The organism is Priestia sp. MDV22-iso46, from assembly GCF_058629175.1.
This window is the reverse complement of record NZ_JBZVWT010000005.1, coordinates 135,387-158,391: the sequence shown is the minus strand read 5'-3', so window position 1 is coordinate 158,391 and position 23,005 is coordinate 135,387. Positions and strand designations below refer to the sequence as shown.

Below are 23,005 nucleotides of genomic sequence, written 5' to 3'. Positions count from 1 at the left end.
TGCCTATCGACACGTTCTTTATTACCCGGACATGATGCAGGGCGACATTAAGATTGAGGATTACCGAATCGTGTTGCCTATCGACACGTTCTTTATTACCCGGACATGATGCAGGGCGACATTAAGATTGAGGATTACCGAATCGTGTTGCCCATCGACACGTTCTTTATTACCCGGACATGATGCAGGGCGACATTAAGATTGAGGATTACTGAATCGTGTTGCCCATCGACATGTTCTTTATTACTTGGGCATGATGCAGGGCAACATTAAGATTGAGGATTACCGAATCGTGTTGCCCATCGACACGTTCTTTATTACTTGGACATGATGCAGGGCAACATTAAGATTGAGGATTACTGAATCGTGTTGCCCATCGACATGTTCTTTATTACCAGGTACAATACAGATTGATGTAGAATTATAATAGGGGGAAACCATGTTATTCTAATCAATATAAGTTTCCCAACTAATGCTACATAGACATACTTAAAAATCTTATTACTATCAATAAAAGGAATTTGGTAAAGGACCTTTTACAAAAATGATGCAGCCTTAAAACATTATAACTACGAAAAACTTCTAATTTCCAGTAACTTATTAGTTAGCAAACCATTTTTCTAGAGAAAATTGGTCTATAGAGGACTTCACTTTACCATATAGAATTTTACATATAAAAGGAGGGTGTCGCTATGGAAAACGACACAACAAGATCTGAAAAAGCATATTGGACAAACGAAGTTGCTAAAAGATTAGACATAGCAGTTACAACAGTACGCAAGTATGCTACTTTGATGGAAAAACATAATTATAAATTTATACGTAATGAACATGATCAAAGGGCCTTTTTGGAACGTGACATAATTGTTTTAAAAGATATTCAATCCCTAAGTAAATCACCTGGTATTACATTAGAAGAAGCTGTAAAAACTGTCCTTGAAGATATCCCTAAGACACCCGTGTCGCCACCCGACATAAAGGAGAATGACCAGTTACAAGCTATAATTAAACAATATGGTAATGAATTTACTACACTAAAAAATGAGAATGCTGAGCTGAAAAATATGATGTTAGAATTACAGGATATGATGAGGGAGCAAAAAGAATATATTGCTGTTTCACTTGAAAAACGTGATAAACAAATTACTGAGTTTTATAAAAAGACTATTGAAGAAAAACAAGAGAGAAAAAAAAGCTGGTTTCAGCGTCTCTTTAATAATTAATTACTACTAACCTGAACTTGAGGTAAAATAATAGTTCAATCAAAACTGTATCGCCCATCGACATAGTATTTTCCCCTAAATAAGATATAATTTAGGGGAAAAATAGTAGTTAGTTATTCATATATCGCCCTGCGATACAAAATCAAGCTTCAAGTACATCATAAGTTGAACTTAAAATAATAACTAGTTATTCATATATCGCCCTGCGATACAAAATCAAACTTTAAGTACGACATAAGTCGAACTTAAAATAATAATCAGCATTCATATGTCGCCCTGCGATATATGCTCCCTCCCACAAGTTGAACTATAGTTCAACTTGTTTTTTTGTATAAGCAATTTTAAAGATTATTTGTTTTACTAAATGATCTTTAAACCCTAATTATTTAATGTTTAGAGATACTTAAATCTCTGAAATCCACGTTGTATGGATAGTAGGATACTTTTGAATGTAATATAAAGTGAAAATAAAACTTTAATACCAATAAAGGGGGTTATAAATGTTACAGTCATGAACTTATTTTCATGAAAAAAATGGATGTGAAAGAGGATTATAAAAGCTGAGAGGAATAAACAATATTATTTCTAAAAGATAAAGACTTATATATCTTTCTCTTTTAGGCAGGGTGAGAAAAAATCACCCTACCCAAACTAATCTTTTGGCATTAACATAGAGAGAGAGTAATTAATCTATTACCTTTGAACAAACCTTGTCTTAAACATTTCATTTTCTAATTAAGTACTCTATTCTGTAATAGTTTCATTTCTACGTAGATATGTAGTTAAAAATAATTGTTTTAAGAGATATTATAATTTTTATTGAATTTTGAGACGAGTTAACGCTATAATAAAACTAACAAAAATGACCGGAATAGAAAAAAGACTTCAACTGTTTAAGAAGTGTTGACCGCACTCTTAAACCGTTCCCCCTAATGACGGTAGGGAAAACACTTGTCGAAGTCTCTTGTTAATAGAGTTAGTTTTTCTATAAGATAAAACTTATGTTTTTATTTTATACGAAATAGCTATCTATTTCAAGGGCTTAGTTCATCAAAATCAAGGCATTGTTTTCCTTTTCCCAGGGAAACAGTGTCTTTTTTGTGTTCCTTAAAGGAGACGATGAACAAATGACAAAGATTTTGACCTGCTATTTAAAAGATGTAGACACCTTTAATGGACGTTTCAAATGGTTATGGACCCACAAGTCCACACTTCGGAAAAAGAAAGAAGATTTTTTAGAAAATCTTTGTATCCACTTTAAACAACAACACTCTGCTATACATAAAGAATTTCCTAAAAAGAGAATGGAAATGCTCGATCACGTCATCTACAACCTAGTGGCTACGGGTATTCAAGCGATCCGTTCTGAAACACTTATGAAGAAATTTAATGTGTCCAAAAGTACAGTTTCTCGTTTTGTACGCTCGTTAAAAGCGACTTCGTTTGTACTTGTGGCACGTTACATCAAAGAGGATGCAACAGGTACTCATCCTGACAGTTATGTATTTATCCTTAAAAGTCATAAAAACTTTCAGCAAATTTGCAACGAAATCTTTTTTGCTCATGATACAACAGGTATACAAACGCTTCAACAAGAAGAAATGACCACTCCTGTGACACGTCCTGTGACGTCTCCAGAAAGTGCTGGAAACGTTGATACAGCAAGCTTAGAGGCCGATAAATCACCTGATGCCTTTATTAACCTTGATTTACCTGTAAATCATATAAATAATCATTTAATATCTGTTTCACAGGCTTTTACTTATATCAAGGGTGTGCCTAAGAAAGTCAATCAAGTCTATTCAGGTAAGTATGGACATCAACTACAAGACTTCTATGCTCGCATTCAAAATGCTGCAAAAGCTGTAAAACGAGATACAGAGATTAAGATTGAGAAAGAGCAAATACATGAAATTGCGTATACATCCATTGTAGGATTAGATAAATATGTACATGAAGCCAATCAACAAGGAAATCCTTTATCCCTGCGGGATATGTGTCGATTAATCTATCAAATTGCGAAAAATCAATTCTATGATTTAGCAAAGCCTAAAGACCAGGATTATTCATCAGTATACGCGAACCAACAAGAAGTTATACATAACGAAAGCAAAGAAACAAAATTAGGTACACCAAAAAGGATTATCCGTAAAGAACTCGTTCCAGATTGGTTAAAAGCTGAACAGCAGCAAGAAAAGGGTACACAAAAAGCAGAGATTTCTCTGAATCAACAGCTTGAAATGATCCAGTTAAAGCAAGATTTAGGACAAGAACTCACGCTAGAAGAAGAAAACTTGCTGCAAGAACACAGCTCTACGTACAGTTTGTTTGAAATAGCTCAGGTAAAACAAGACCTAGGACAAGCTTTAACACAAGAGGAACAAGAATGTTTACGTCAACATAACCAGTTAAAAGACACAGCTTCCTAATCAAAAAAGTAGAAATTCCCTAGAAGCTGATGTTTTAATGGCATATGTTTATTTAGAACTGTGTTCTAAATAAACAATAACTAAAAATCTACGCAGGAGGAGAACATTATGCCACATAAAATTACCTTAACCGGATCAGCCACAGGACCACTACGAGAGTACGATCGCTACGTTGCTTTTGATATGCGTGAAAAAGGGTCACCATCTGCGCCTAAAGGTCTGAAGAAAAGTACGTTTATTTCGTATACAGTTTTTGTTGCGAAGAAAGCCTTTAATAAAACCGGACTCACGAAGAAAAGTATCATGCATGAAAAAATCTTAATTCAAGGGGAACCAACGTTAGACATTCCCATTGATGAATGCCCTGGTGAAGTAGGAGTCATCTGTTTCCAGATTACCGTTCTCCCGAACAAAAATGATAAAGAGAAGAATCAGTCCGAAGAGAAAAAAGAACCTAAACAAGAGGTTTCTGCGTCTTCTGATGTCTCGCAGAACACGGAACCTAAAAAACAGGAAGAAGCGCAAGCACCTGTTTCTCAACCCATAGCAAATGAACAGAAAAAAGAAACAGAAACGGTACAGCCAGAAGCGAAAGAAGCACCTGTTCCAGAGAAAAAGGCTGTGCAAAAAAAGAAACAGTTACCTACTCAGCCAAAAGGAACACAGGATGTGTTGAATTTCGATGAAATTGTGGTACCTGAAGAGTTCCTAAAGACACGACCAAACCCCGAAAAAACACAAAAAGTTATTGAATTTGTGAAGCGTACTGGTCATTTAGATGAACCCTTAACCATTGATAAAGAATCTAAGATCTTAAAAGATGGCTACCGTCGTTATATCGTGGCCAAAACGGTCAAAATGGATCAAGTTCCTGTTGTCTATGAATATCAAAAATAAGGGTGTAGGAGTCTACTAAATGAATAATAAACAAAAAGCGATTGAATATATTCAAAAGGCGTCTGATGAATTGGAAAAGCACCGGGAGTTTCTTGCAAATCTAGGCCTGAATGTATCCTTCTTGAATACGGCTGATAGAAAGTTAGATCAGGCCATCCATTGTCTTGTTCATTCAATCGAAGAGCCCGAGGATGACAATGACAAAGAAATTAAAGAAGTGTCCTTTCATGAAGATGAAAAGGTTATTGTATTCAAAAACGGAGATATCAAAACGATTAAATATTTTAACCAAGCAGAGAATGTAGATGAAAATTAAATCATTTTGAGTAGGATTTAGATTGGTATATTAACGGCAAAATGACAAAACACCAAATATGGTCCTCTTATTATTTGAAGGTTTTTACATATATACCTAGAATAGTTCTCTTGATAAGAGGAGGTGATCGTATGTTGAGAGTCATAACCGCAGAAGCAGCATATACCACCGAAGAATTAGCCGATATACTTGGTTTGCCCATATCAACTATACGAAAATACAACTTCCATTTTGCCAAAATTGGTGTGCACTTTACTAAAAAACAAGGTAGATTAGCTTATACAAATGACGACGTTACCATCTTTCATAAACTAAAAAGAATTTATGCTCATCCCGAAATGACCTTAGAAAAAGCCGTTATAACCGTTGCAAAAAAATTTAACTTAGTACAAATACCAGCCACTCCAACTAACATTTCAACTGAAAAGCAAACCCTTAGCCTAGAACCACGTGAGATGCAAATGAAAGAGATACAAAGCTATATCGATGCAAAATTTGAGGAACGCGAACGTCAATTAATTTCAATGGCTCGTGAAATTCGGGCGTTAAAAAAAGCACAACAACAAAAGAAGAGTTTTTATAAGTGGTTAAAAACCTTTTTTGAAAAATGATTTGCTAGAATGATGGTATCTCGTTATCTAATATTCACACAAAAAAACCTTTTTCCTCTGCCTAGAGGGAAAAGGTTTTTTGTGCAAAGTTCAATTTCAAAGAATATCGATAACAAAGACCGCCCAATATGTATCAGTGTATAAGGCGGTCTTAACTGTATTCATGCTATATGATTATGACCAAAATATCGACATTATTCCAACTCTGCATAAGCAATATTTATATACTGTTTATTTTATAGTTTATTATATGTTGTAAATTAAGATTTTTGCCTGTTTTTTTATACAAAAATGTATAGTTTTTTTAGAATGCGTCCATCCTTTATAAAAAGGAGTGTGTTAGTATGCCTAAAATCACTAAAAAAAGTAAGTTAGGAAAATACCTAATGGGCAAGGGCTATACTCAAACAAAATTAGTTAAAGCAACTAATTTAAATAGACATACAGTTAGTAAAATTTATAATGACTCAAATTATATTCCATCTGGCTCAACCATAAAAAAAGTGATGAATATTTTAAAAAAACTTGACTCGAAGGCGAAAGTAGAGGACTTTTTTAACTTATAAGCCCTATCATAGGCAAATAGGGCTTATTTATTGTATTAAGGATAAAAAACTTTATAAAAGTTTACTAGCAATCTATATACAGAAGAAAATGAGCATATTACTCCAAGTCCTGATAAAAACGGTAGATTGGAAACTCCATGATTTCTTCTTTTTCCTCATCAGGAAGAGTAGCAAATATTCTCTTCGCTTTTGTCTTGTTTTTCAACAAAACTTCACATGCAAAACATATTGTTTGCTCTTTATTAATCTCTGCTCTTTCTTGCATATCATAAAGGTCAGTTTGTTCATCTTCTGATAATTCATGACCTTGTTTAAGTTTAATAAGAAAGATATTAACCTTTGCGATATCATCTTCTGGAAACGTCGCTAAGTATCGTTGGTTTAGGTCAAGAGCAAGCTCCAAATAATTTTCATCGAGGGTTTTATCGTAAAAGTCTATATACGCTAAAGAACTAGTAATTGTTAAGTCAGCATGTATATCATGATGTTCATCGACAAAAGATAATTTTATTATTTCGAAATCAAAGTTTGTGTCTTTCACCATTTCTTCAATTTTTTGAGAAGCGAAAATACTTACTTTTGGGGCATGATTTTCCCGATTATCAGGTAATATAACAGGTTCAACAGTATCGTGCTCGTGGTTACTAACTAGATCTGTTATAGACGAATATCTACCCATTATTTTTAACGCTTCTTCACTATAAAGGTTAAGGAAACATCCATCTGCATACACTAATGCTAGTTTCACATATTTAGAAAGTTCAATATTGATTATTTCCGTTTTTTCTAGTGTCTCTTGATGAATATTGAGTAAGCTATATTGTTTATTTTTAAAGATATTGATTATAGCATTGAATAGGGAAGGTAAATCTTCTTTATCATCGAATATATAATTTTCACTTAATCCAATTTGAGTGCAAATATCTATCAGTTCTTTGTAAGATTCAATCTCTTCCTCAATTTGTTGAAGTTGTCCCTTTACATTTAATGTTCCACCAGATAACTTTAAAGATTGAAAAGGAAACTTATTGCGTTGTATGTAATAGTTTATTAATCGTAAACTTTTCATGTAGGAACCGAGACTTTTTACTTTGCCTAAATGAAATACACCAGATTTCTTTCTCCTATCAAAATATAACGTTAAGTTATCTTCTATAACGACCTTGAATCCTTCCTCTGTTTCGATGATTTGGTAAGTAACAAGAGTGGATTCACTATTCATATAAACCACTTCGTTTTTTCTAATTTTCAACTCATCTGACTGGGCTTCCTCCACTGGTAACCTAATACCGTCGTCTGGGATACCATATACGTGGATCATCCCCTCAAATAAATTAAAAGCTTCCTTTTTCATGTTCACAAAATCTGCTTTGTAATGCGTAGATTCATCGTTTTCGGATGCTTCAATAGAGCGACTTTGCTGTTTGTCTACCTCCTCTCTAAACGTGTGGCATAAAGGCTTCAAATCTTCATTATTCAATTTTTTGAAATTGAAGGAAATAGACTTCTTTTCACTTGAATTAAAATGAGATAAGAGGGATTTCACTTCTAGTGGGGCTAACATTCGATAATACGCTAGCTGTTCAACAATTGTTGTATCAGTTTCTGAATTTTTTGCTGCAATCTTTTTTTGGATCTTTGTTGTAGCCATTCAATTCTCTCCTTCTTCACAATGAACATTTAAGTCCATTAAAAACTCATCGAATCTAGTATATCAATAATAGAACAGCATTCGTTAGATAAATTAAACCCACCAGATTTACTTCTAAGCTCTTCTCTGTCAATGAAATGGTTTTACTATCAAACAAGAAAAAAGCCTGTTATATACAGGCTTTTTTCTCGAATTTTATTATAAAAAATCAGAATTAGTAGACTAAAGTAGAGCATTCAGAACAAACTTGTTGTTTTAACGAATTATCTGTCAAGCCACCCAAAACTTTTAGAGGTAAAATAATACCCTTGAGCAAGATTAAGTGAATTGTTTTTTCATTTTTATATAATCCAGTACAACTTCACGCTCATCTTCAAATAACAGGTTCAAATGATTAATTTTAGATATAGGTTGCCAGAAATATGAGTCTAGGATCTGGACTTTCTTTTCTCCAGCTAATATTTTAACTTCGAAATAGGTCATGTGAACATCAACATTATAGGTAGTAGACCTATTCTCGTGTATTTTTCTTACTATCTCTATTTGATAACCCGTTTGATTCCATACTTCTCGAACACAACAGTCTTCGAGCCTTTCATGTCCTTCGATAGCACCAGAAGGAACAGACCAACACTTTGGCATGTTGGGTTTCTCTTGGGAGACCATTAATAATTCATCTTTATCATTTAAGCAAATTATTGCAAAACCACTACACGTATTCACTAAGATCTCCCCTTAAAAAAATATTATAGGCGTACAGGTGTTTCTTATAAATAGAACTTGATCAAATTCGATGATATTCTTCAGCAAGTTTTTTAAAAAAGTTACAGTTCGAGCTTAAACACAGACGATTTCTTTATTTGGTAAGTGTAACTTTAAATACCACTTCTGTGTCATCTGCTACTTCAGCACCTTGATAAAATGTACTATGCGAAACACTATGAGCTATAAATCTTTCACTCGTTTCGGGAATCACGACAGTATAATGGGTATTCTCAAAAAAGGAATCATATAATTGATAATCTTGTTTACCTAAAACAGAAAATGAAAACTTAATTTGATCTCTTCCCTTAGTCATTTTTCCATTATTAATAATTCTTTTTTCAAGCCCTACTTCTTCTTTGCTGACTGTAGACGTAGTAAGATATTTTACATCAAATACAACATCATTAATGACTAACTCTTTCACTATTAAGTCCTCCTTCTCTATTTGTTTCCTTTCCTTAATTCGCCAAAGCTTAACAGGTCACCTCTTTTCCACCATATAACATATACCTTTCTATAACCCATCTAAAAAAAGAACTCTTGTCTTTGAAATCCCAATATTTTTGTAATGAATTCATTAAATATCTAACTAACTAAGTTGTTTTATATAAGCATGCATAAAAGGTGAAAATAGAAGGAATTTCAGGAACAAAAATACAGTATGAAGGTCGTATAGACGAATTAAAGAATATTTTGGAAAATGAAGAGAGGGAAAGATATTTAGAAACAAAAAAACCTTAGTAACGACTATAGAGGATAAATACGATTATTTAATTAATAACCTAAAGTAACTACTAATATCCAGATACCTAAAGTGGAATTAAATAAGGTAAATAGAAAAGGAAATGGGGCGGGATAAAATAAGGAATTGAAGGTACCATGGAAGAGGATCTAGATTGGCCAAATAGATATTTAAAGAAGATTCCCAAAGACTTTCCACCTATATGATAGTAGCAAAATGAGGGACAGGAAAAAGAAAGAGAATAAAATAACATTTGAAAGGTGAATTCTGTTGAAAGAACGAGAACTTCAAGAAGTAACTCAACATCTAGATGAATTATTTGAAGATTTAATAAACGAGGATATCACAGAAGAGGAATTTAACTATTTGTCTGATGAACTTTACAAAAGACAAACAAGACTTAGATATGAGATAGAGATTGAAAATGGGATATATTACAGGAATTATTTCAGACTTTAAAGCTGGTTAACCCAAAGGACAAGGGTAGCTTTTTTAAGAGCTAGAAAATCATATATTCTATACATACAAAAAAACAATTGGTTATAACATAAATTGAGAAATTGATAGGTCCTTAAACTATTTAAATTAAGAGTAGCTTTTAAGCAGGAAAGGAGTTTATTTCTTAGGGGAAGTAATTAAACTTAATAATCAAATCAAATATTTTACTGGTTTCATGGACTGTTTAAAAATGACTTAATATTATTTTAATTAAAGTTTTTGAGGTGTTTTTAAATTAAATAGCCTAAAGCTTTTTTAAGAAGAAAGGAGTTTTAACAATGACCGATCCAAAACTATTATTTAAAAATGTTACATTAGGAAATATAACATTAAATAACCGAATAGGGGTTGCTCCAATGGCAAGGATAAGCGCAACTTCTGAAGGAGTAGCAACCAATCAGATGGTATCATACTATACATCATTTGCATGCGGAGGATTTGGTCTAATTATTACGGAAGCAATTTATACGGATAACAAGTATAGCCAAGGTTATTTCAATAATCCAGGTCTTATTAATAAAGAACAAATACAAGCATGGAAGAAGGTCGTCGATTCTGTTCATCAAGCAGGTGCTAAAATATTTGCACAAATAATGCATGCGGGAGCCCTTTCACAAGGGAATCGTTTTATTCAAGAAACAATCGGACCATCTGCTGTCCAGCCAAAAGGAAAACAAATGGAATTTTACGAAGGAAAAGGCCTTTACCGGATTCCAAGAGAAGCAACACAAGAAGACATCACAGAAGTGATAAACGGGTTTGTTGATACGGCTAAACGTGCTAAAACTGCTGGATTTGATGGGGTTGAAATTCATGGGGCCAATGGCTATCTACTTGATCAGTTTCTTACTGATTATACCAACAAACGTACAGATAAATATGGTGGTTCTACTGAAAATCGGGTCCGATTGTTGGTTGAAGTTTCTGAGGCAGTTCGAGAGGCTGTTGGGGAGCACTTTACCATTGGTATTCGAATATCACAGGGAAAGGTAAATGATTATAATCACAAGTGGGCAGGAAAAGAAAAAGATGGGGAAATCATCTTTGGTCAGTTAGGGCACGCAGGTCTTGATTTTATTCACGTTACGGAATATGAGGCATGGCAACCTGCATTTCCAAAAGATGAAGATACCATTGTAACCAGTTCAGGTTTGGACAACAGCAATTTGTCGCTTGCGGCTCTGGCAAAAAAGTATGGGAAACTTTGTGTAATAGCAAACGGACATTTAGAGGATCCTGTTAAAGCAAAAGAAATTATTGAAAAGGAGGAAGCCGATATAATTACCTTAGGTAAAGGAGCTCTTGCTAACCATGATTGGGTCAACAAAGTCAAAAAGGGGGAACTATTGGTAAAGTTTGATGAAGAAAAAGTGCTAAGGCCAGATGTTAAAATTAAGGATTTTGAGGTATTGCTTTAATCGTTGCTATCATTCTCGTAGTAAGAAAAAAACGAAGGAAGAGTAATTATGTTGCTGGTGTAACAATCTATTCTTAGAATCATGAGGAAAAGTATTTCATTCGTCAGAACCCTAATATTCTAAAAGAAACCTTTGCTCAGATTTAGAAAAAGTTCATAAAAAACCACTTTTTTTTCACTTTTTCTAAATAAGTGAGAAAATAGTGGTTTTAAGAAACCTTTACTTGTTCGCTCATAATCTCTTGTTTATTTTATTTCAATTGCCGAAGCTTTGTTATCCCAATCTGAAGCCATATTGGCAGTTTTACCATACCAATCAGAGTGTCTAAAAGAGACTCCTTTGCCATACCCTTGAGATGAAGTATGCTCCCAGAGAGTCGTTGAATAGCTTGAAGAAGGTGATGCCGTGCTTAAGGACGAAATTCTGTCGTTCCAGCTGGAAGGCAAGTTTTTAAAACCGTCTCTCCAATAAATGTACTGGCCTCCTTTATTTTTATACTCGTAGAAATCCGTACAACAAGCACCACTGCCCATCATGGTGACTTTGTTTTGAAGTCTCTGTTTATCTTTCTCAATAAATGCGTTCAAAGCCTCCCGGCTCGTAAACCCATATGCCAACCAAGCACCTTCTTTATTCTGTTTAGGTAGAACCATGGTTACTTGTATATCTTTGTTGGAAATACTATTCATCTGGACTGAAGAATCTACATCTTTTCCATCGACAGTTACATAATCAAATGTTTTAATTGTATACTCTTTTTCTGCATACGCCCCGTTCGTAGGTACTGCTATAAATCCCATCATAACAAAAAGAAAACATAGTGCGGAAAGGCAACGTTTCACTTGCAAGTCCTTCACTCCCTTATTATTTACATTTTGGTAATATGGTTGAAAAAGCGAACCGTTGTTAATACCCATGTGTAAAGTCTAGATGGCATAACAATTTTTTGGTCAAATGTTATAGCTAGTTACCCTAAATCCCCTATACCATAAATATAATAAATATTGAAAATGTAATAAAATGCTAAAATCACTAAATTTGATTTTAGTTAAAAGTGATTATTTTTAACATTAAATGTAAAATAATCGTGAAACAAATAGTATTTAGTTAATTTTTATACCCGTTTATTATTCCTAATAGAATAGTTCTAGTTACCATAATTTCATTTATCAGAAGCAAAAAGAGTCTGTATCATTTAGAAACAAGCTCTTTTCGCTTTGAATATATAAACTCCTTTACTTCTATGATTGAAAGTCCTAGATGATATGCTTCTTTAATGAGACTTATCCATTCCTGATCAAACGTATTATCTTCTTCTTTTAGCACTCATGATTCCCCCAATTGTCCTAATCGAGATTAAGTAGACGCTATCGTTTAAAGATAAAATATTGAAAATCAAGACTATTCATTCAACAAATTTCTTCTAAATTCCTGCAATATAAGTCTTTTTATATGAATATTTAAGATTTAATGTAGAAAAAAGTAAATTCGAAGAATTATTGTTAATACTTTGAGCAAACTACTCAAGAGGTCGAAAAGCTTCCATCCTTTGGTTAAATAAATGTAGTAGAAAAACTCCTGAATAGGCATCAGGAGTTTTTCTGTGTTTTAAGCTATATATGATATACATCTTTAGTTAACAAAAGGCCTCTTTCCTTAACCCGATTAAAAAGAGACCTTTTGGCATATGGTATCTTTTCTTGAGTATGCAGCTTTTTATACATCCTTGATATGACTGCGTTTACTCGATACCCAAGGGGGCGGAGGATGTATAAAAAGTGCACGTTACATATCTATGCTCAAGGTCATCTTATATTGATTTATTTCTTGATTTATTGTAAAATTATTCAGACTTTTATAAATTAGTTTAGGAATTCCCTTAAAAGCTACCTGTCCTGCAACGATGGGGTAGCTTTCTTTTTTATCAGAAAGCATATTTTCTTAGTATCCTATGTTAAGTTAATTTTAATTCCACTAGAAGAAGCTGATGTTCTTGATCTTCCATCTCTTTGCTGTTTCGCAGAACTCTTGTATTTCTCCATAAGTTCATGAATACTTGATACCTGTATAATGCGGATATGGTCAGAGTTAACAGCATAACGAACAGGTGTAATCAAAATGACAGAAGGGAAGATAGGTGACCGTTCTTCTGGTTGCCATTGTAACGCTTTCCACTCATCTGAAAAGAAAAACTCCTCATAGAGGTTAATCTTCGCTTGCATTTTCTGTTCTGAATACTGATTGCGTTGTATTTCAATCCAAAAAGGAGATCCTTTAAAAATGCAAAACAAATCCGGTTCAATTCCTCCTTTTCGTCCGGTGGGCTTATCTTCGACAATGACCTGTTTAGGTGTACTATACATAGACATTTGTTTATAGACATCCAAGATAGAAAGGAAATGTAAGATTTTTTGAGAATTCTTTTTGATCTTTGCATCCACGGGCAAATAGACGGTCGGAGAATACTGCTGTGTACGTTCAATTACGTCTAGTCGATATAAACGTACCATGACGCTATTACAAGCATTTATGGACGATTTAAGCTGTTTAAAGAATAGATCGACTAATGAGTCTCGATCCACGGCTCTAAATTGATTAATAAACGCTATGATATCCTTATCACGTTGAGACAAACGGAAACTCATCGCTGCTCCTCCTTCTCTAATAACCCAAAGATGGATTGTGGTGCAACTTCTATATCCGGCTTAGGATCATGTACCAACGTCTTGTAAGGAGAAAGTATTTCCTTACAAGCTCCTTCATCTAAGAAGTAGGCTTGAAACTCTTTCACGTCATCAATTTTAATTTTCATATGTCCCCTGGCTGCAGCATCAATTTCTTCTGCGCCCATCACTCCGGCTACTTTCGCATTTGTTGCATCTGCCTGCCTTCCAGAGATTCGTACTCGTAAGTTAGCTTTTAACGCTGAATTCAATAAATCTGCATCAGGACGCTGCATCGCAATAATGGTATGAACACCTAAAGCACGGCCTTGACTCGCAAACTGTTGGATCATCTCCACAAGGTCCGTTTCTCGTTTGATTATGCTCATTTCATCTACAACCACGACAATCCGAGGCAGCTTAAAAGGAAGCCTGCTGATATGGGTTACACCATGCTCTAACAATAAATCGCCTCTTCGATACATTTCAGCTCGTAATAAAGCAAAAGGTTTTCTCATATCTTTAGCCTCAAAACAAAGCGCATCTACATGCTCAATCCCGTGAAATAGCCCTAAATCAGCTCGTTTGAGATCGACTAATACTAAGCGCAAGTCTTCAGGAGAGGCATATTTCACCCATGTTGTGAGGATCACACGCATGAGACTACTCTTTCCGGCTCCAATTTCGCCAGATATCAATAAGGTTTCTAAGTCGGCAAAATCCCATGAGACGGGGTTTCCATAGATATCTTGACCAATGCATACCGGAAGTTCCATTTTCTCAATATGAGGATGAATGACTTCATACTTATAATTGAGCATCTTAGGTAGGCTTTTGTGATGAACAGTAATACTAAAATTCTTTAAGCTGCCATTCACTTCAATATTGCTTCCTAATACTTGTCGTAAGGCCCATCTTTTTTTAGTTAAAAGTTCAGGATCAATGCCATTTAGTAAGGAAAAAGCATACCGAGTGTAGCTCTTCTGATGATCGATCCGATGAATCTTCGGAAATTGATAGGAGGTACGATCCCCACGCTTTATAACCCGATAAATCTCTGCCGTACGAAACGCTTTCATCAATTGGCCACGCAATTTGAGTTTTTCAAACATCAACATCCCTCCTCAAAACATAAAGGTCGCAAAAAAGTAAATCAAGGCGCTATAGAAGGTGACAGGCAGGATAAAACGCATCACCTTTGCGAACTGGTCTACAAGGTCAATGACACCCCAACGTTCTAAAATTCGTTCAATAATCGCAATCCCTAAGACAATGCCTCCTATGGTTAGGGTAGTGGGGTCAAGCATGGCAAGTGGACTAAATGGGACAAAGGAATACGCCGTGAACGGACGAGGTTTTGTTGAGGGCTTAAAGGATGGTTTATGGAAGAAGTTTTGAAAAATAATATAATGAGTTTTTCTCATGTTGATACCTTCTTTCACTCTTTTAATTTTTTTGCTTTTTACGTACCTGTTTTTTCAGCTCGACGCATCCGGTCGCCCCCTTCGCCTCCTCGGCTCAGCTCCCTTACAGGTTCCACAAACGGCTTCAAGAGGGTTATACAGCTTGTATTAACGGGGTAGCGATACTGAATTAGCTACTGATTAGATAACGGAGTTACAATACTTTAGATACTATGTAGCTACTGCGGTAAGCTTGCCTGTCCAATCAAAAAATAACCAGCTACCCCTTACCGAAGTAGGTAAGGGGTAGCTGGTTATGCAAGAAGGAGTGGTTTTTATATGCTGGGGGTTGTCCTAGTGGCTTATATTTTTCATAAAATGGACGAGAAATCGAAAGATGTCCCAACGTCTAAAGTAGAACGTAAGGAGAATCAGCGAGAGGTTGGTAAATCAGATGCCTCAAGTTTTAAAAAGAGTGAAAACAAGATTGAATTAAAAAAAGAGAAGGGAAATCCTTCTCTTTTTCAACTGAATTCTTCAGGTAATGCGTTAATACATTAATTAAGTCTTTGAATAAGCTTCCACCTGTTAACTCACCTTAACAATGTAACTAAATTTGAAGGGAGATCTAAAGATGAGTCAGAAACGCGATAAAGGCAATAGTTAGAAGGGCAAACCAAATAGCAATACAGTAGATCCAGTAATCGCAGCAGAAGACGTGGAAAAAGCAATTTTTCCAACCAATAAGCCTCCTGGCAACGCAAAACCTTGAAAGAGAATTAGAGCTGGATTGTTAGCTGCCTGCTTGGCAGCTTTTTCATTAAGAAAAGACCTTGATTATATTACCACTCATCTTCTGAAAAAGTGTTGATTATGGTATGTTCAGTTTCATCTACTTCTGATTTTTTTATCAATTGAATTTGATTTCTGTCAGGAAATGACTCTAATTTTAAATAGTAGGTCTCTTCACTACTATACACTCTGCCATGCACATGTTCTGTTAGTTGCCCACTATAAATATAAGAGCTATCTTTCCAACGATAAATATCTACAATAAAACTTGCATCACTAGTTCTTTTGGAATCTTTTTCATCAGCGTCACCTGGGTTTAATTCTGATGGAACAGTAACATTAGATTGATCTATATCCCCTTTCCACTCTAACTTCAATTTTCTATCAGTGCCATTTATTAGTTTTAAATAATGTTGCGGACGTGGTACATCGTTTTTACTTTCTTCAGATGTTAACATTTGATCACCCCTGTTAAAGCTTTATAGTTATATACTTTCCATTAAGAAAAAAATTACTTTACTTTTTGGTGCTTATAAAATTTTATTAGTGGGAAAAGAAAATTGGAATATTATCCATAAGGAATATCTATAACAGGAAAATCATTTTGTCTTATACTACCTCTTATATTTTTTTACTCAAATCAAACAATATATGTGGGAGGTTTTTTTTATGCGAGAATCTGGTGTCAATGAACCATTAGATAGTAAAAAACATTATTTAGGAAGGTTCGACAATGATTATGCAAAGCATTTACACTTAAATAATCCAACCTCTACTAACATGCACGAGTTAGAACGTTTAAACGAAATAACTAATACGAAAAACATATTAAGTAATATACAAAAAAATATAGACAATGATCGTGAATAACAGAGGTGTATATGATGTCAGATGTAAGAAGTGACCTAACAGAGTATATGTATGACCCTTTCACTATACAAGGACTTGAACTTAGTATATCTAAAGAAGACGAAAGCACTGAGCGACTTATAAGTCGTGCAGGGTTAAGTACCTCTAGTTTCAAAATAAATATGAGTAGAGAAAATTTTGACCAGTATATTTATTGATAAGAAGCTTCCACGGCTTCTTACCTCATAAAAAGAACCTTCTGTTTAATATAGCAGAAGGTTCTCTCTAATTATTTTTTCTACATATACTATCCATATACCAATCATAGAAGGGCCTTAAAGAAATGCAGAGACAAACACTAATTTTTAATGTAGATGATACGCTTGTTCACTGTAATAAATTAGAGATACAATAAAAAAACTTTGTTGCCCAATTACAGGAATGGTTCCGTACACTTAAATTTCAAGAACTAAGCAAAACGAACATTAATTAGTTCACTTAACCTCATTTTGTTCTTTAATTCAAATACTTCATCGATAAAAACAAACAAATTCCCCAGGGAATCAACAAATTGTATGAATCCTGTTTCGGTTATATGTTGCCCGTTCTTATAATATGTAAGGTAGACTTGTTGATTTGTATGTAAGGCTTCAATCAAGGTGAAATTGATTTGTTCCATTTGCTCTTCTGTTAAAACAGGTTGAATTACTTCAAGTTGCTTGTTTATAACTTCCTGTAACCCTATGTATTGCTCGGGCATACTAGCAAAAGGGCGCCACTTTTTCATTCCTCTATGTTCCATGTTTCTGTCCTCCTTACGCTTTGTGGCCTCCAAGTAAGCCATTTCGGTAATGAGCTGTTGATAGATACTATGTAGCAACTGTAGTAAGCTTGCCTGTCTATTCGGAAAATAAAAAAGAACCTTTACTGCAGTAAGGGGTCATTAGATGATGATGTAACAGATGCTGTTTTTTTGTATGCGGGGGATCGGTCTTGTGGCTTCTCTTTTTATGAAATGGACAAGAGTTCAAAAGATGTCACTCCGTCTAAAGTAGAACATAATGAGCAGCAGTGGCAGCGTGAAGGATCATATATTTCAGATTTTAAAAATAAGTAAATAAAATTATATAAAAAAGAGAAGGTCTTTAATCTTCTCTTTTCCTACAACATCAATGATTAAGCTTTGCTAAAAAGGCCTTATACTGGATCTAGATACAAGGCTTTTTCTAATGTCATTCATTATAGTTTATTAATTACAATTTATAATTTATATATAATTATCGATTCTTAAGCATCTTATCGTTATAACCAAACAGCCATGTCAGAATAAATGATACAGCAAAGGCAATCAAATTAACGAAAATATAGGTGAAAATCTGATTATTCAAGTATAATAATAATCCTGGAATAGCTGTAACAGCCATTCCCGTTGCTTTCAGATGAAAAATCGAGGCTAAGAATCCTCCTACTGCTCCTCCTATAAGTCCCATTATAAAGGGTTTAAAGAACCTTAGATTCACTCCAAATATAGCTGGTTCTGTAATCCCTAAAAAGGCTGAAAATGCTGATGGGAATGCTAATGCTTTCACTTTTTTATTTTTAGATTTCAATCCAACTGCTAGCGTTGCAGCCCCTTGAGCTACGATTGCGCTAGTGATTAATGGATTGAATGGATTAAATTTTGTATCAGCTAATAATTGAATTTCAAGTAAATTAAATATATGATGAACGCCAGTAATTACAACAACTTGTTGTAGGCCACCAATAATAATACCAGCTAAACCAAACGGTAAATCTAAAATTGCTTTTGTGCCTGTTAGAATTATGTTTTCTAATGAATGAAAAACTGGTCCGATAGCGAAGAGACCTAATGTAATCATGATCAATAATGTTAGAAATGGCGTGAGTATTAAATCAATGGAATCGGGCACTTTTTTACGAATCCAACGCTCTAATTTTGCCCCTAAAAGACCTACAAAGAAAGCTGGTAAAACAGAACCCTGATACCCTACAACTGGAATAAATCCAAAGAAGTGAATAGGATGTGCGTCTCCTGAACCTACTGCATATGCGTTTGGAAGTGCTGGATTTACTAACATTAACCCCAAGACAATTCCTAGAACAGGGCTTCCACCAAATACTTTAAAGGCTGACCATGCAATTAATGCTGGTAAGAATGCAAAAGCTGTATCTGTGACAACTTGTGTAAACATTATAAAGTTTTCAGGGATATCATTGGGTGTATAACCCAACCAATTTAACACTGCTTCTTGCGTTAGTACCCCACGTAAACCCATAAATAATCCGGTTGCAACAAGAACTGGAATAATTGGAACGAAAACGTCACCAAAGGTTCGGATAGCTCGTTGAAAAGCGTTGCCTTGTTTCTTAGCTTCTGCTTTTACTTCAGATGCAGACGTGCCTTTAATACCCAACTCATTCACTGCTTCATATACTTTATTAACAGTTCCTGTACCAAAGATAATTTGGTATTGTCCTGAATTATAAAATGCACCTTTTACTTTTTCTATATTTTCGACTGCTTCTTGATTTACTTTTGTTTGATCATGTACCATAATACGCAATCTTGTTGCACAGTGAGCAAATGATGAAATGTTTTCTCTTCCACCTATTGCCTCAACTACTTTGCTAGCTATATCTTTGTAAACCTTTTCCACTTGATGATAACACCCCTTTGGTGATGATAGTATAATGAAGCTGTGATAAGAAAAAAACTAATATTCCTGATTTGATTGTGACTATACTTCTTGCTATTTATAAAAGAGATAGCCCAGACGAATAGGAACCGGTTCCAAAAAAACTAAAAAAACAGCATATACATAATTAAATGTTTTCTTTCATAGGAGCCAATTTCGTTAAATAAAAGTCGACTTGGAACCGGTTTCTTTCGCTTATTATAGTTTATGAAATAAGGGAATGTCAACGCTTTCTTTTATTAGTCAGGAATTCTAGATTCCAGACTAATAAAAGTAAACATAGCTATATAAAAGAGAAGGTACTTGCCTTCTCCTATTATTACAACATCTATGATTAAATGCTTTTCTTCATTTTTATAGAAGAAACTTTTTAAAAGAGACCTTCACTCTTATTGAGCGAAGGCCTCTTTTTGACGAGTTTCTTCTATAAAGTCTTTTGTTTTCTGTTTTTTCTAAGTGAGGAGAGTCCTATAAGGGCTGCTCCAAATGTAATTATAATTGCAACAGCAAGGATTCCCAGGGACACAACTTTGTTAGGAATATACCTAGCAAAAGTCGATAAAAGTGCCCCTAAAATTCCTAATCAGACTAAAGCTATTCGCTTAGGAAAACACCTTAAAGTTCCACATAATCACTATCATAGATAATATCAAACAGATTGTTGCAGGAATAATCATCCCAATAGGTTGATGAGCTCGAAAAATATGGGCATGTATGGCACCTATCATGAGAATTACAAACAATACGCCAGATACAAAAACCAAGTATGGATTCCAAATACCACCAATCATTCCTATTGCTCCAATAAGTTCCACAATTCCAATTACAGACATTAGCCATAATGGATATTGATAGTGCTGCCAATGTTCAACTTGAAACGGTATACGAAAAAGTTTTATGAAACCTCCCACTAAAATAAAAACGGCTAAAATCACTTGCATAATAGTTATCATCTAAACTTACTCCTTTTAAAAATCCTTTTGAGTAACATTTTCATGGATAATAAGTTGGGTCTACATCCCCCATGGTGTTCTATCATTAATATAATAAAAAGCCGTGAAGTTGAGATTATATATGTTGTATACAAAGTTAGTTACCATAACAGGAATTATTAAAAACAAAAACAAGACTCACGGATTAAGGGTTTCATGGATCTTCCCTGTGAATATAACAATAATATAAATGCCACTATGTCGAATAACTATAGTTAGTTTGAAACTTCTATAAAGGTTCTAACTAGAAAAGTTCCAAAGTCTTTGATTTTTGGAGCAACAGCATAAAATAAAAAGTTTTCAGTTGAAATTTCTTTTAAGTTGCATAAATGTTCAACGAATAGAATTTCTCGCCCCAATAAAGTTGTATGTACCGGACGACCTTTACCTGATGTATCATCTATATTTACAGAATCAATCTCAACTAAAGAAGCTCTTTTATCTACTAAATATTGTGCTGCTTTCTCAGTTAAATATGGATGATTTTCAAAGTATTGATCCGTATTCCAATACTGGTCCCAACCTGTGTGAATAAGAACAGTCTTTCCTTCCATAGCAAGGTCATCAAAGACATCATCCTCATCAATCTCTTTTTTGTTTTCATCGATATGAACAATGATTCCTTCTAGACCAGCCATCTTATCAATTGATGTTTCCGATAGAGCTTTTCCATCAACATACCTATGAAAAGGGACATCAATATAAGTTACTGTATTAGACACCATTTCTATTTTCTAATTTGAAATTCTGTACCTTCTTCGTAATGTTTTCGAGATTCTTCCCGACTTAAATAATCACAAATTATTGGGGCAGGAAGTCCTTTATAAGGTATAATGCCATCTTGAATGGTATGACTCAAATCAATATATTTTTGATTCTTCATACTAATTCCCCCGCTCTGTTCACATTAATAAAAACAACTTATATATGGGAATTTTATTATTTTTTCTTTTTCTAAAGGTGTATAATTCATATAATCCTAATTAACATATTGTCAATCAAATAAAATTTCAAGTACAAATAATATGTCCTCTACTTTAACACCCAACCATATATAACTGCCCCAAAAGAGGACAAATATTCTATTGGGATGATGAAACGTGCGAGAATGAGACCTGCTGGCATTAACATAATAAAATATTTCAAGCTGAACTTACGTTGCCAGCCTGAAAATAATAAAGGAACAACGAGACTTAAATTTAAAATAGAACCTACTACCATTCCATTTAAATTAGGAGATGATGAATTGATTTGAAAAAAGGAATGATATAACAAGTAATTTGAAATTAACACAAAAAGCAATCCGAAAAGACATAATGTGGACGTTGCACTTTTCTTAAGAATCAAACGATTCACCCCATTTTTAAGTTTTTTAATAGTATTTCATCTATATAATTAGTTGGCATGTTACTTATTATTAAATAATTATTTTATCTAGAAAGCTCCTCAATAAAGGATTTTCTCATTGATTTAAAAGGAACATGAGGACCGTTGATTAATATGCTATCTTACTTTATTTCACGTTAAACAGGTTTTAGCATAGTGATTTTTGGTATCTGTCTTAGACATCCCTCCTCAAAATATACATTTAATATTTTCTTTATTTCTTCTTCACTAACCTGGTAATTACTCATATCCATCATAACGCCTCCGTACGTTCTATATTCATAAGATATAGTTGATTCCATTATTCAATCAATAATTGCTTAAGGTTCTCTAAATTGCTTTGGGGAACTTTACAAGCCAGACGAAGGTAATTTTCAATGTCACCGTATTGCCCTATAATCTTGTTATACACTTCTTCTAAGTAATCACGTCTAACTTCTAAGATTGGTTTTATACGCTCTGAAGACATTTGGAACAAACTCATCCATCGAATAAATGTTTCTACCTTTTTCATACGTTTCGCAATTAATTGATTAGATAAAAGGTATTCATTTATCACTGTTTCATATGGCACCCCCACAAGTAATTGGATAAGGGCTGATATAAATCCAGTACGATCCTTCCCTCCGGTACAGTGAATGAGAGCAGGTGAATTTTTTTGATTTGAAAGAAACGTAATAACTTCATTGATTTCCTTATAACAACCAAATGCCATATGGTCATACATTTCTTTCATTATTTTTTCAAAATCAATGGTATTGGATTTACTAACTAGAAACTTAAAGAATTCAAGATGTGTAAACTCTCTGCTCTTATCATGAATTGATACGTTTAGTAGTTGAATTTCCTTTCCAGTCTGGATACGACTGACTTTTGATTGTTGTTCCTGAAGCGTCCTTAAATCACAAATTGACTTTATATTTATTTGATGAAAACTTTCTATATCTTTTTGAGACAATCGAGACAGTTCATCTGAACGGAATAGGATACCGGTCTTCACGTGGCAACCATCTTTGGTTTTAAAGCCCCCAATGTCACGGAAATTATATAAATTTTCAAATTGGTATATGTTTTCTGCAGTTTTCAT

Annotated in this window: 25 protein-coding genes; 10 read left to right on the top strand and 15 right to left on the bottom strand. The window is 34.1% G+C overall.

Annotation, left to right across the window (positions count from 1 at the left end):
- The first annotated feature begins 692 nt into the window (after window positions 1-692).
- The 6 genes from AC4NPH_RS23475 to AC4NPH_RS23450 all read left to right on the top strand — a co-directional run bounded on the left by AC4NPH_RS23475 (window position 693) and on the right by AC4NPH_RS23450 (window position 6,042).
- The gene (locus AC4NPH_RS23475; RefSeq protein WP_074683099.1) at window positions 693-1,223 is read left to right on the top strand and encodes a MerR family transcriptional regulator; all 531 of its coding nucleotides are present in this window, start codon (window positions 693-695) and stop codon (window positions 1,221-1,223) included.
- A 1,127-nt stretch (window positions 1,224-2,350) separates the two neighbouring features.
- Complete coding sequence (locus AC4NPH_RS23470; protein ID WP_491939018.1) at window positions 2,351-3,652, top strand: replication protein; 1,302 nt, start codon at window positions 2,351-2,353, stop codon at window positions 3,650-3,652.
- A gap of 108 nt (window positions 3,653-3,760) precedes the next feature.
- Window positions 3,761-4,549, top strand: coding sequence for a ParB N-terminal domain-containing protein (locus AC4NPH_RS23465; RefSeq protein ID WP_491939017.1), 789 nt, complete (start codon window positions 3,761-3,763; stop codon window positions 4,547-4,549).
- 19 nt (window positions 4,550-4,568) lie between these two features.
- Entirely contained in the window at window positions 4,569-4,865 is a 297-nt protein-coding gene (locus AC4NPH_RS23460; protein ID WP_097826789.1) for a hypothetical protein, read from the top strand.
- A gap of 131 nt (window positions 4,866-4,996) precedes the next feature.
- On the top strand, window positions 4,997-5,476 hold the full coding sequence (locus tag AC4NPH_RS23455; protein WP_491939016.1) for a hypothetical protein: 480 nt from the start codon (window positions 4,997-4,999) through the stop codon (window positions 5,474-5,476).
- 344 nt (window positions 5,477-5,820) lie between these two features.
- Window positions 5,821-6,042: a helix-turn-helix domain-containing protein gene (locus AC4NPH_RS23450; RefSeq protein ID WP_075422544.1), complete on the top strand. Its 222-nt coding sequence runs from the start codon at window positions 5,821-5,823 to the stop codon at window positions 6,040-6,042.
- 97 nt (window positions 6,043-6,139) lie between these two features.
- Here the strand turns inward: AC4NPH_RS23450 and AC4NPH_RS23445 are convergent, their stop codons facing one another.
- The 3 genes from AC4NPH_RS23445 to AC4NPH_RS23435 all read right to left on the bottom strand — a co-directional run bounded on the left by AC4NPH_RS23445 (window position 6,140) and on the right by AC4NPH_RS23435 (window position 8,882).
- Window positions 6,140-7,693 (bottom strand): DUF4365 domain-containing protein, encoded by a 1,554-nt coding sequence (locus tag AC4NPH_RS23445; protein ID WP_491939015.1) that lies wholly within the window; start codon window positions 7,691-7,693, stop codon window positions 6,140-6,142.
- 318 nt (window positions 7,694-8,011) lie between these two features.
- Window positions 8,012-8,416 (bottom strand): NUDIX hydrolase, encoded by a 405-nt coding sequence (locus AC4NPH_RS23440; protein WP_098278716.1) that lies wholly within the window; start codon window positions 8,414-8,416, stop codon window positions 8,012-8,014.
- Window positions 8,417-8,549: 133 nt separating this feature from the next.
- On the bottom strand, window positions 8,550-8,882 hold the full coding sequence (locus AC4NPH_RS23435; RefSeq protein WP_098278717.1) for a hypothetical protein: 333 nt from the start codon (window positions 8,880-8,882) through the stop codon (window positions 8,550-8,552).
- 588 nt (window positions 8,883-9,470) lie between these two features.
- On the opposite strand from AC4NPH_RS23435, the gene AC4NPH_RS23430 reads away from it, so the two are divergent.
- Both AC4NPH_RS23430 and AC4NPH_RS23425 read left to right on the top strand, forming a co-directional pair.
- Window positions 9,471-9,659, top strand: coding sequence for a hypothetical protein (locus tag AC4NPH_RS23430; protein WP_098278718.1), 189 nt, complete (start codon window positions 9,471-9,473; stop codon window positions 9,657-9,659).
- 317 nt (window positions 9,660-9,976) lie between these two features.
- Window positions 9,977-11,116: an NADH:flavin oxidoreductase gene (locus AC4NPH_RS23425; RefSeq protein WP_335404675.1), complete on the top strand. Its 1,140-nt coding sequence runs from the start codon at window positions 9,977-9,979 to the stop codon at window positions 11,114-11,116.
- 245 nt (window positions 11,117-11,361) lie between these two features.
- On the opposite strand, the gene AC4NPH_RS23420 is transcribed toward AC4NPH_RS23425, so the two are convergent.
- The 5 genes from AC4NPH_RS23420 to AC4NPH_RS23400 form a co-directional block, all read right to left on the bottom strand.
- Window positions 11,362-11,919: a hypothetical protein gene (locus tag AC4NPH_RS23420; protein ID WP_097826793.1), complete on the bottom strand. Its 558-nt coding sequence runs from the start codon at window positions 11,917-11,919 to the stop codon at window positions 11,362-11,364.
- A gap of 388 nt (window positions 11,920-12,307) precedes the next feature.
- Window positions 12,308-12,442, bottom strand: a complete 135-nt coding sequence (sinI, locus tag AC4NPH_RS23415) for a DNA-binding anti-repressor SinI (protein ID WP_098278721.1) — start codon at window positions 12,440-12,442, stop codon at window positions 12,308-12,310.
- A gap of 623 nt (window positions 12,443-13,065) precedes the next feature.
- Complete coding sequence (locus AC4NPH_RS23410) at window positions 13,066-13,761, bottom strand: hypothetical protein (RefSeq protein WP_098278722.1); 696 nt, start codon at window positions 13,759-13,761, stop codon at window positions 13,066-13,068.
- Entirely contained in the window at window positions 13,758-14,891 is a 1,134-nt protein-coding gene (locus AC4NPH_RS23405) for an FtsK/SpoIIIE domain-containing protein (RefSeq protein ID WP_491939014.1), read from the bottom strand. Before AC4NPH_RS23405 ends, AC4NPH_RS23410 begins: the two co-directional genes overlap by 4 nt.
- 12 nt (window positions 14,892-14,903) lie before the next feature.
- Window positions 14,904-15,203 carry a hypothetical protein gene (locus AC4NPH_RS23400; protein ID WP_491939013.1) on the bottom strand — a complete coding sequence of 100 codons (300 nt, stop codon included), beginning with the start codon at window positions 15,201-15,203 and terminating at the stop codon, window positions 14,904-14,906.
- A gap of 336 nt (window positions 15,204-15,539) precedes the next feature.
- Here AC4NPH_RS23400 and AC4NPH_RS23395 point away from each other — a divergent pair, with 336 nt between their 5' ends.
- Window positions 15,540-15,743: a hypothetical protein gene (locus AC4NPH_RS23395; RefSeq protein WP_176528279.1), complete on the top strand. Its 204-nt coding sequence runs from the start codon at window positions 15,540-15,542 to the stop codon at window positions 15,741-15,743.
- A gap of 281 nt (window positions 15,744-16,024) precedes the next feature.
- Here the strand turns inward: AC4NPH_RS23395 and AC4NPH_RS23390 are convergent, their stop codons facing one another.
- Window positions 16,025-16,432: a hypothetical protein gene (locus AC4NPH_RS23390; RefSeq protein WP_098563049.1), complete on the bottom strand. Its 408-nt coding sequence runs from the start codon at window positions 16,430-16,432 to the stop codon at window positions 16,025-16,027.
- A gap of 211 nt (window positions 16,433-16,643) precedes the next feature.
- Here AC4NPH_RS23390 and AC4NPH_RS23385 point away from each other — a divergent pair, with 211 nt between their 5' ends.
- Window positions 16,644-16,844 (top strand): hypothetical protein, encoded by a 201-nt coding sequence (locus AC4NPH_RS23385; RefSeq protein ID WP_491939012.1) that lies wholly within the window; start codon window positions 16,644-16,646, stop codon window positions 16,842-16,844.
- Between the two features lie 448 nt (window positions 16,845-17,292).
- On the opposite strand, the gene AC4NPH_RS23380 is transcribed toward AC4NPH_RS23385, so the two are convergent.
- From AC4NPH_RS23380 to AC4NPH_RS23355, 6 genes are all read right to left on the bottom strand, one after another.
- Window positions 17,293-17,625 (bottom strand): YolD-like family protein, encoded by a 333-nt coding sequence (locus AC4NPH_RS23380; protein ID WP_491939011.1) that lies wholly within the window; start codon window positions 17,623-17,625, stop codon window positions 17,293-17,295.
- A gap of 475 nt (window positions 17,626-18,100) precedes the next feature.
- Window positions 18,101-19,501 carry a sucrose-specific PTS transporter subunit IIBC gene (locus tag AC4NPH_RS23375; protein ID WP_328230613.1) on the bottom strand — a complete coding sequence of 467 codons (1,401 nt, stop codon included), beginning with the start codon at window positions 19,499-19,501 and terminating at the stop codon, window positions 18,101-18,103.
- Window positions 19,502-20,142: 641 nt separating this feature from the next.
- Window positions 20,143-20,493, bottom strand: coding sequence for a DoxX family protein (locus tag AC4NPH_RS23370; RefSeq protein ID WP_491939010.1), 351 nt, complete (start codon window positions 20,491-20,493; stop codon window positions 20,143-20,145).
- Between the two features lie 254 nt (window positions 20,494-20,747).
- Window positions 20,748-21,257: a cyclase family protein gene (locus tag AC4NPH_RS23365; RefSeq protein WP_491939009.1), complete on the bottom strand. Its 510-nt coding sequence runs from the start codon at window positions 21,255-21,257 to the stop codon at window positions 20,748-20,750.
- Window positions 21,258-21,259: 2 nt separating this feature from the next.
- Window positions 21,260-21,415, bottom strand: a complete 156-nt coding sequence (locus AC4NPH_RS23360; protein ID WP_328230610.1) for a hypothetical protein — start codon at window positions 21,413-21,415, stop codon at window positions 21,260-21,262.
- Window positions 21,416-22,219: 804 nt separating this feature from the next.
- Window positions 22,220-23,005: a tyrosine-protein phosphatase gene (locus tag AC4NPH_RS23355; protein ID WP_491939008.1), complete on the bottom strand. Its 786-nt coding sequence runs from the start codon at window positions 23,003-23,005 to the stop codon at window positions 22,220-22,222.

What these genes read in the sequence shown, in the direction of transcription:
- AC4NPH_RS23390 (WP_098563049.1), bottom strand. Translation starts at nt 16,432, where the DNA reads ATGTTAACATCTGAAGAAAGTAAAAACGATGTACCACGTCCGCAACAT.
- AC4NPH_RS23355 (WP_491939008.1), bottom strand. Translation starts at nt 23,005, where the DNA reads ATGAAAACTGCAGAAAACATATACCAATTTGAAAATTTATATAATTTC.
- AC4NPH_RS23410 (WP_098278722.1), bottom strand. Translation starts at nt 13,761, where the DNA reads ATGAGTTTCCGTTTGTCTCAACGTGATAAGGATATCATAGCGTTTATT.
- AC4NPH_RS23385 (WP_491939012.1), top strand. Translation starts at nt 16,644, where the DNA reads ATGCGAGAATCTGGTGTCAATGAACCATTAGATAGTAAAAAACATTAT.
- AC4NPH_RS23425 (WP_335404675.1), top strand. Translation starts at nt 9,977, where the DNA reads ATGACCGATCCAAAACTATTATTTAAAAATGTTACATTAGGAAATATA.
- AC4NPH_RS23470 (WP_491939018.1), top strand. Translation starts at nt 2,351, where the DNA reads ATGACAAAGATTTTGACCTGCTATTTAAAAGATGTAGACACCTTTAAT.
- AC4NPH_RS23460 (WP_097826789.1), top strand. Translation starts at nt 4,569, where the DNA reads ATGAATAATAAACAAAAAGCGATTGAATATATTCAAAAGGCGTCTGAT.
- AC4NPH_RS23465 (WP_491939017.1), top strand. Translation starts at nt 3,761, where the DNA reads ATGCCACATAAAATTACCTTAACCGGATCAGCCACAGGACCACTACGA.
- AC4NPH_RS23420 (WP_097826793.1), bottom strand. Translation starts at nt 11,919, where the DNA reads ATGATGGGATTTATAGCAGTACCTACGAACGGGGCGTATGCAGAAAAA.
- AC4NPH_RS23400 (WP_491939013.1), bottom strand. Translation starts at nt 15,203, where the DNA reads ATGAGAAAAACTCATTATATTATTTTTCAAAACTTCTTCCATAAACCA.
- AC4NPH_RS23370 (WP_491939010.1), bottom strand. Translation starts at nt 20,493, where the DNA reads ATGATAACTATTATGCAAGTGATTTTAGCCGTTTTTATTTTAGTGGGA.
- AC4NPH_RS23445 (WP_491939015.1), bottom strand. Translation starts at nt 7,693, where the DNA reads ATGGCTACAACAAAGATCCAAAAAAAGATTGCAGCAAAAAATTCAGAA.
- AC4NPH_RS23455 (WP_491939016.1), top strand. Translation starts at nt 4,997, where the DNA reads ATGTTGAGAGTCATAACCGCAGAAGCAGCATATACCACCGAAGAATTA.
- AC4NPH_RS23380 (WP_491939011.1), bottom strand. Translation starts at nt 17,625, where the DNA reads ATGGAACATAGAGGAATGAAAAAGTGGCGCCCTTTTGCTAGTATGCCC.
- AC4NPH_RS23360 (WP_328230610.1), bottom strand. Translation starts at nt 21,415, where the DNA reads ATGAAGAATCAAAAATATATTGATTTGAGTCATACCATTCAAGATGGC.
- AC4NPH_RS23450 (WP_075422544.1), top strand. Translation starts at nt 5,821, where the DNA reads ATGCCTAAAATCACTAAAAAAAGTAAGTTAGGAAAATACCTAATGGGC.
- AC4NPH_RS23365 (WP_491939009.1), bottom strand. Translation starts at nt 21,257, where the DNA reads ATGGTGTCTAATACAGTAACTTATATTGATGTCCCTTTTCATAGGTAT.
- AC4NPH_RS23475 (WP_074683099.1), top strand. Translation starts at nt 693, where the DNA reads ATGGAAAACGACACAACAAGATCTGAAAAAGCATATTGGACAAACGAA.
- AC4NPH_RS23405 (WP_491939014.1), bottom strand. Translation starts at nt 14,891, where the DNA reads ATGTTTGAAAAACTCAAATTGCGTGGCCAATTGATGAAAGCGTTTCGT.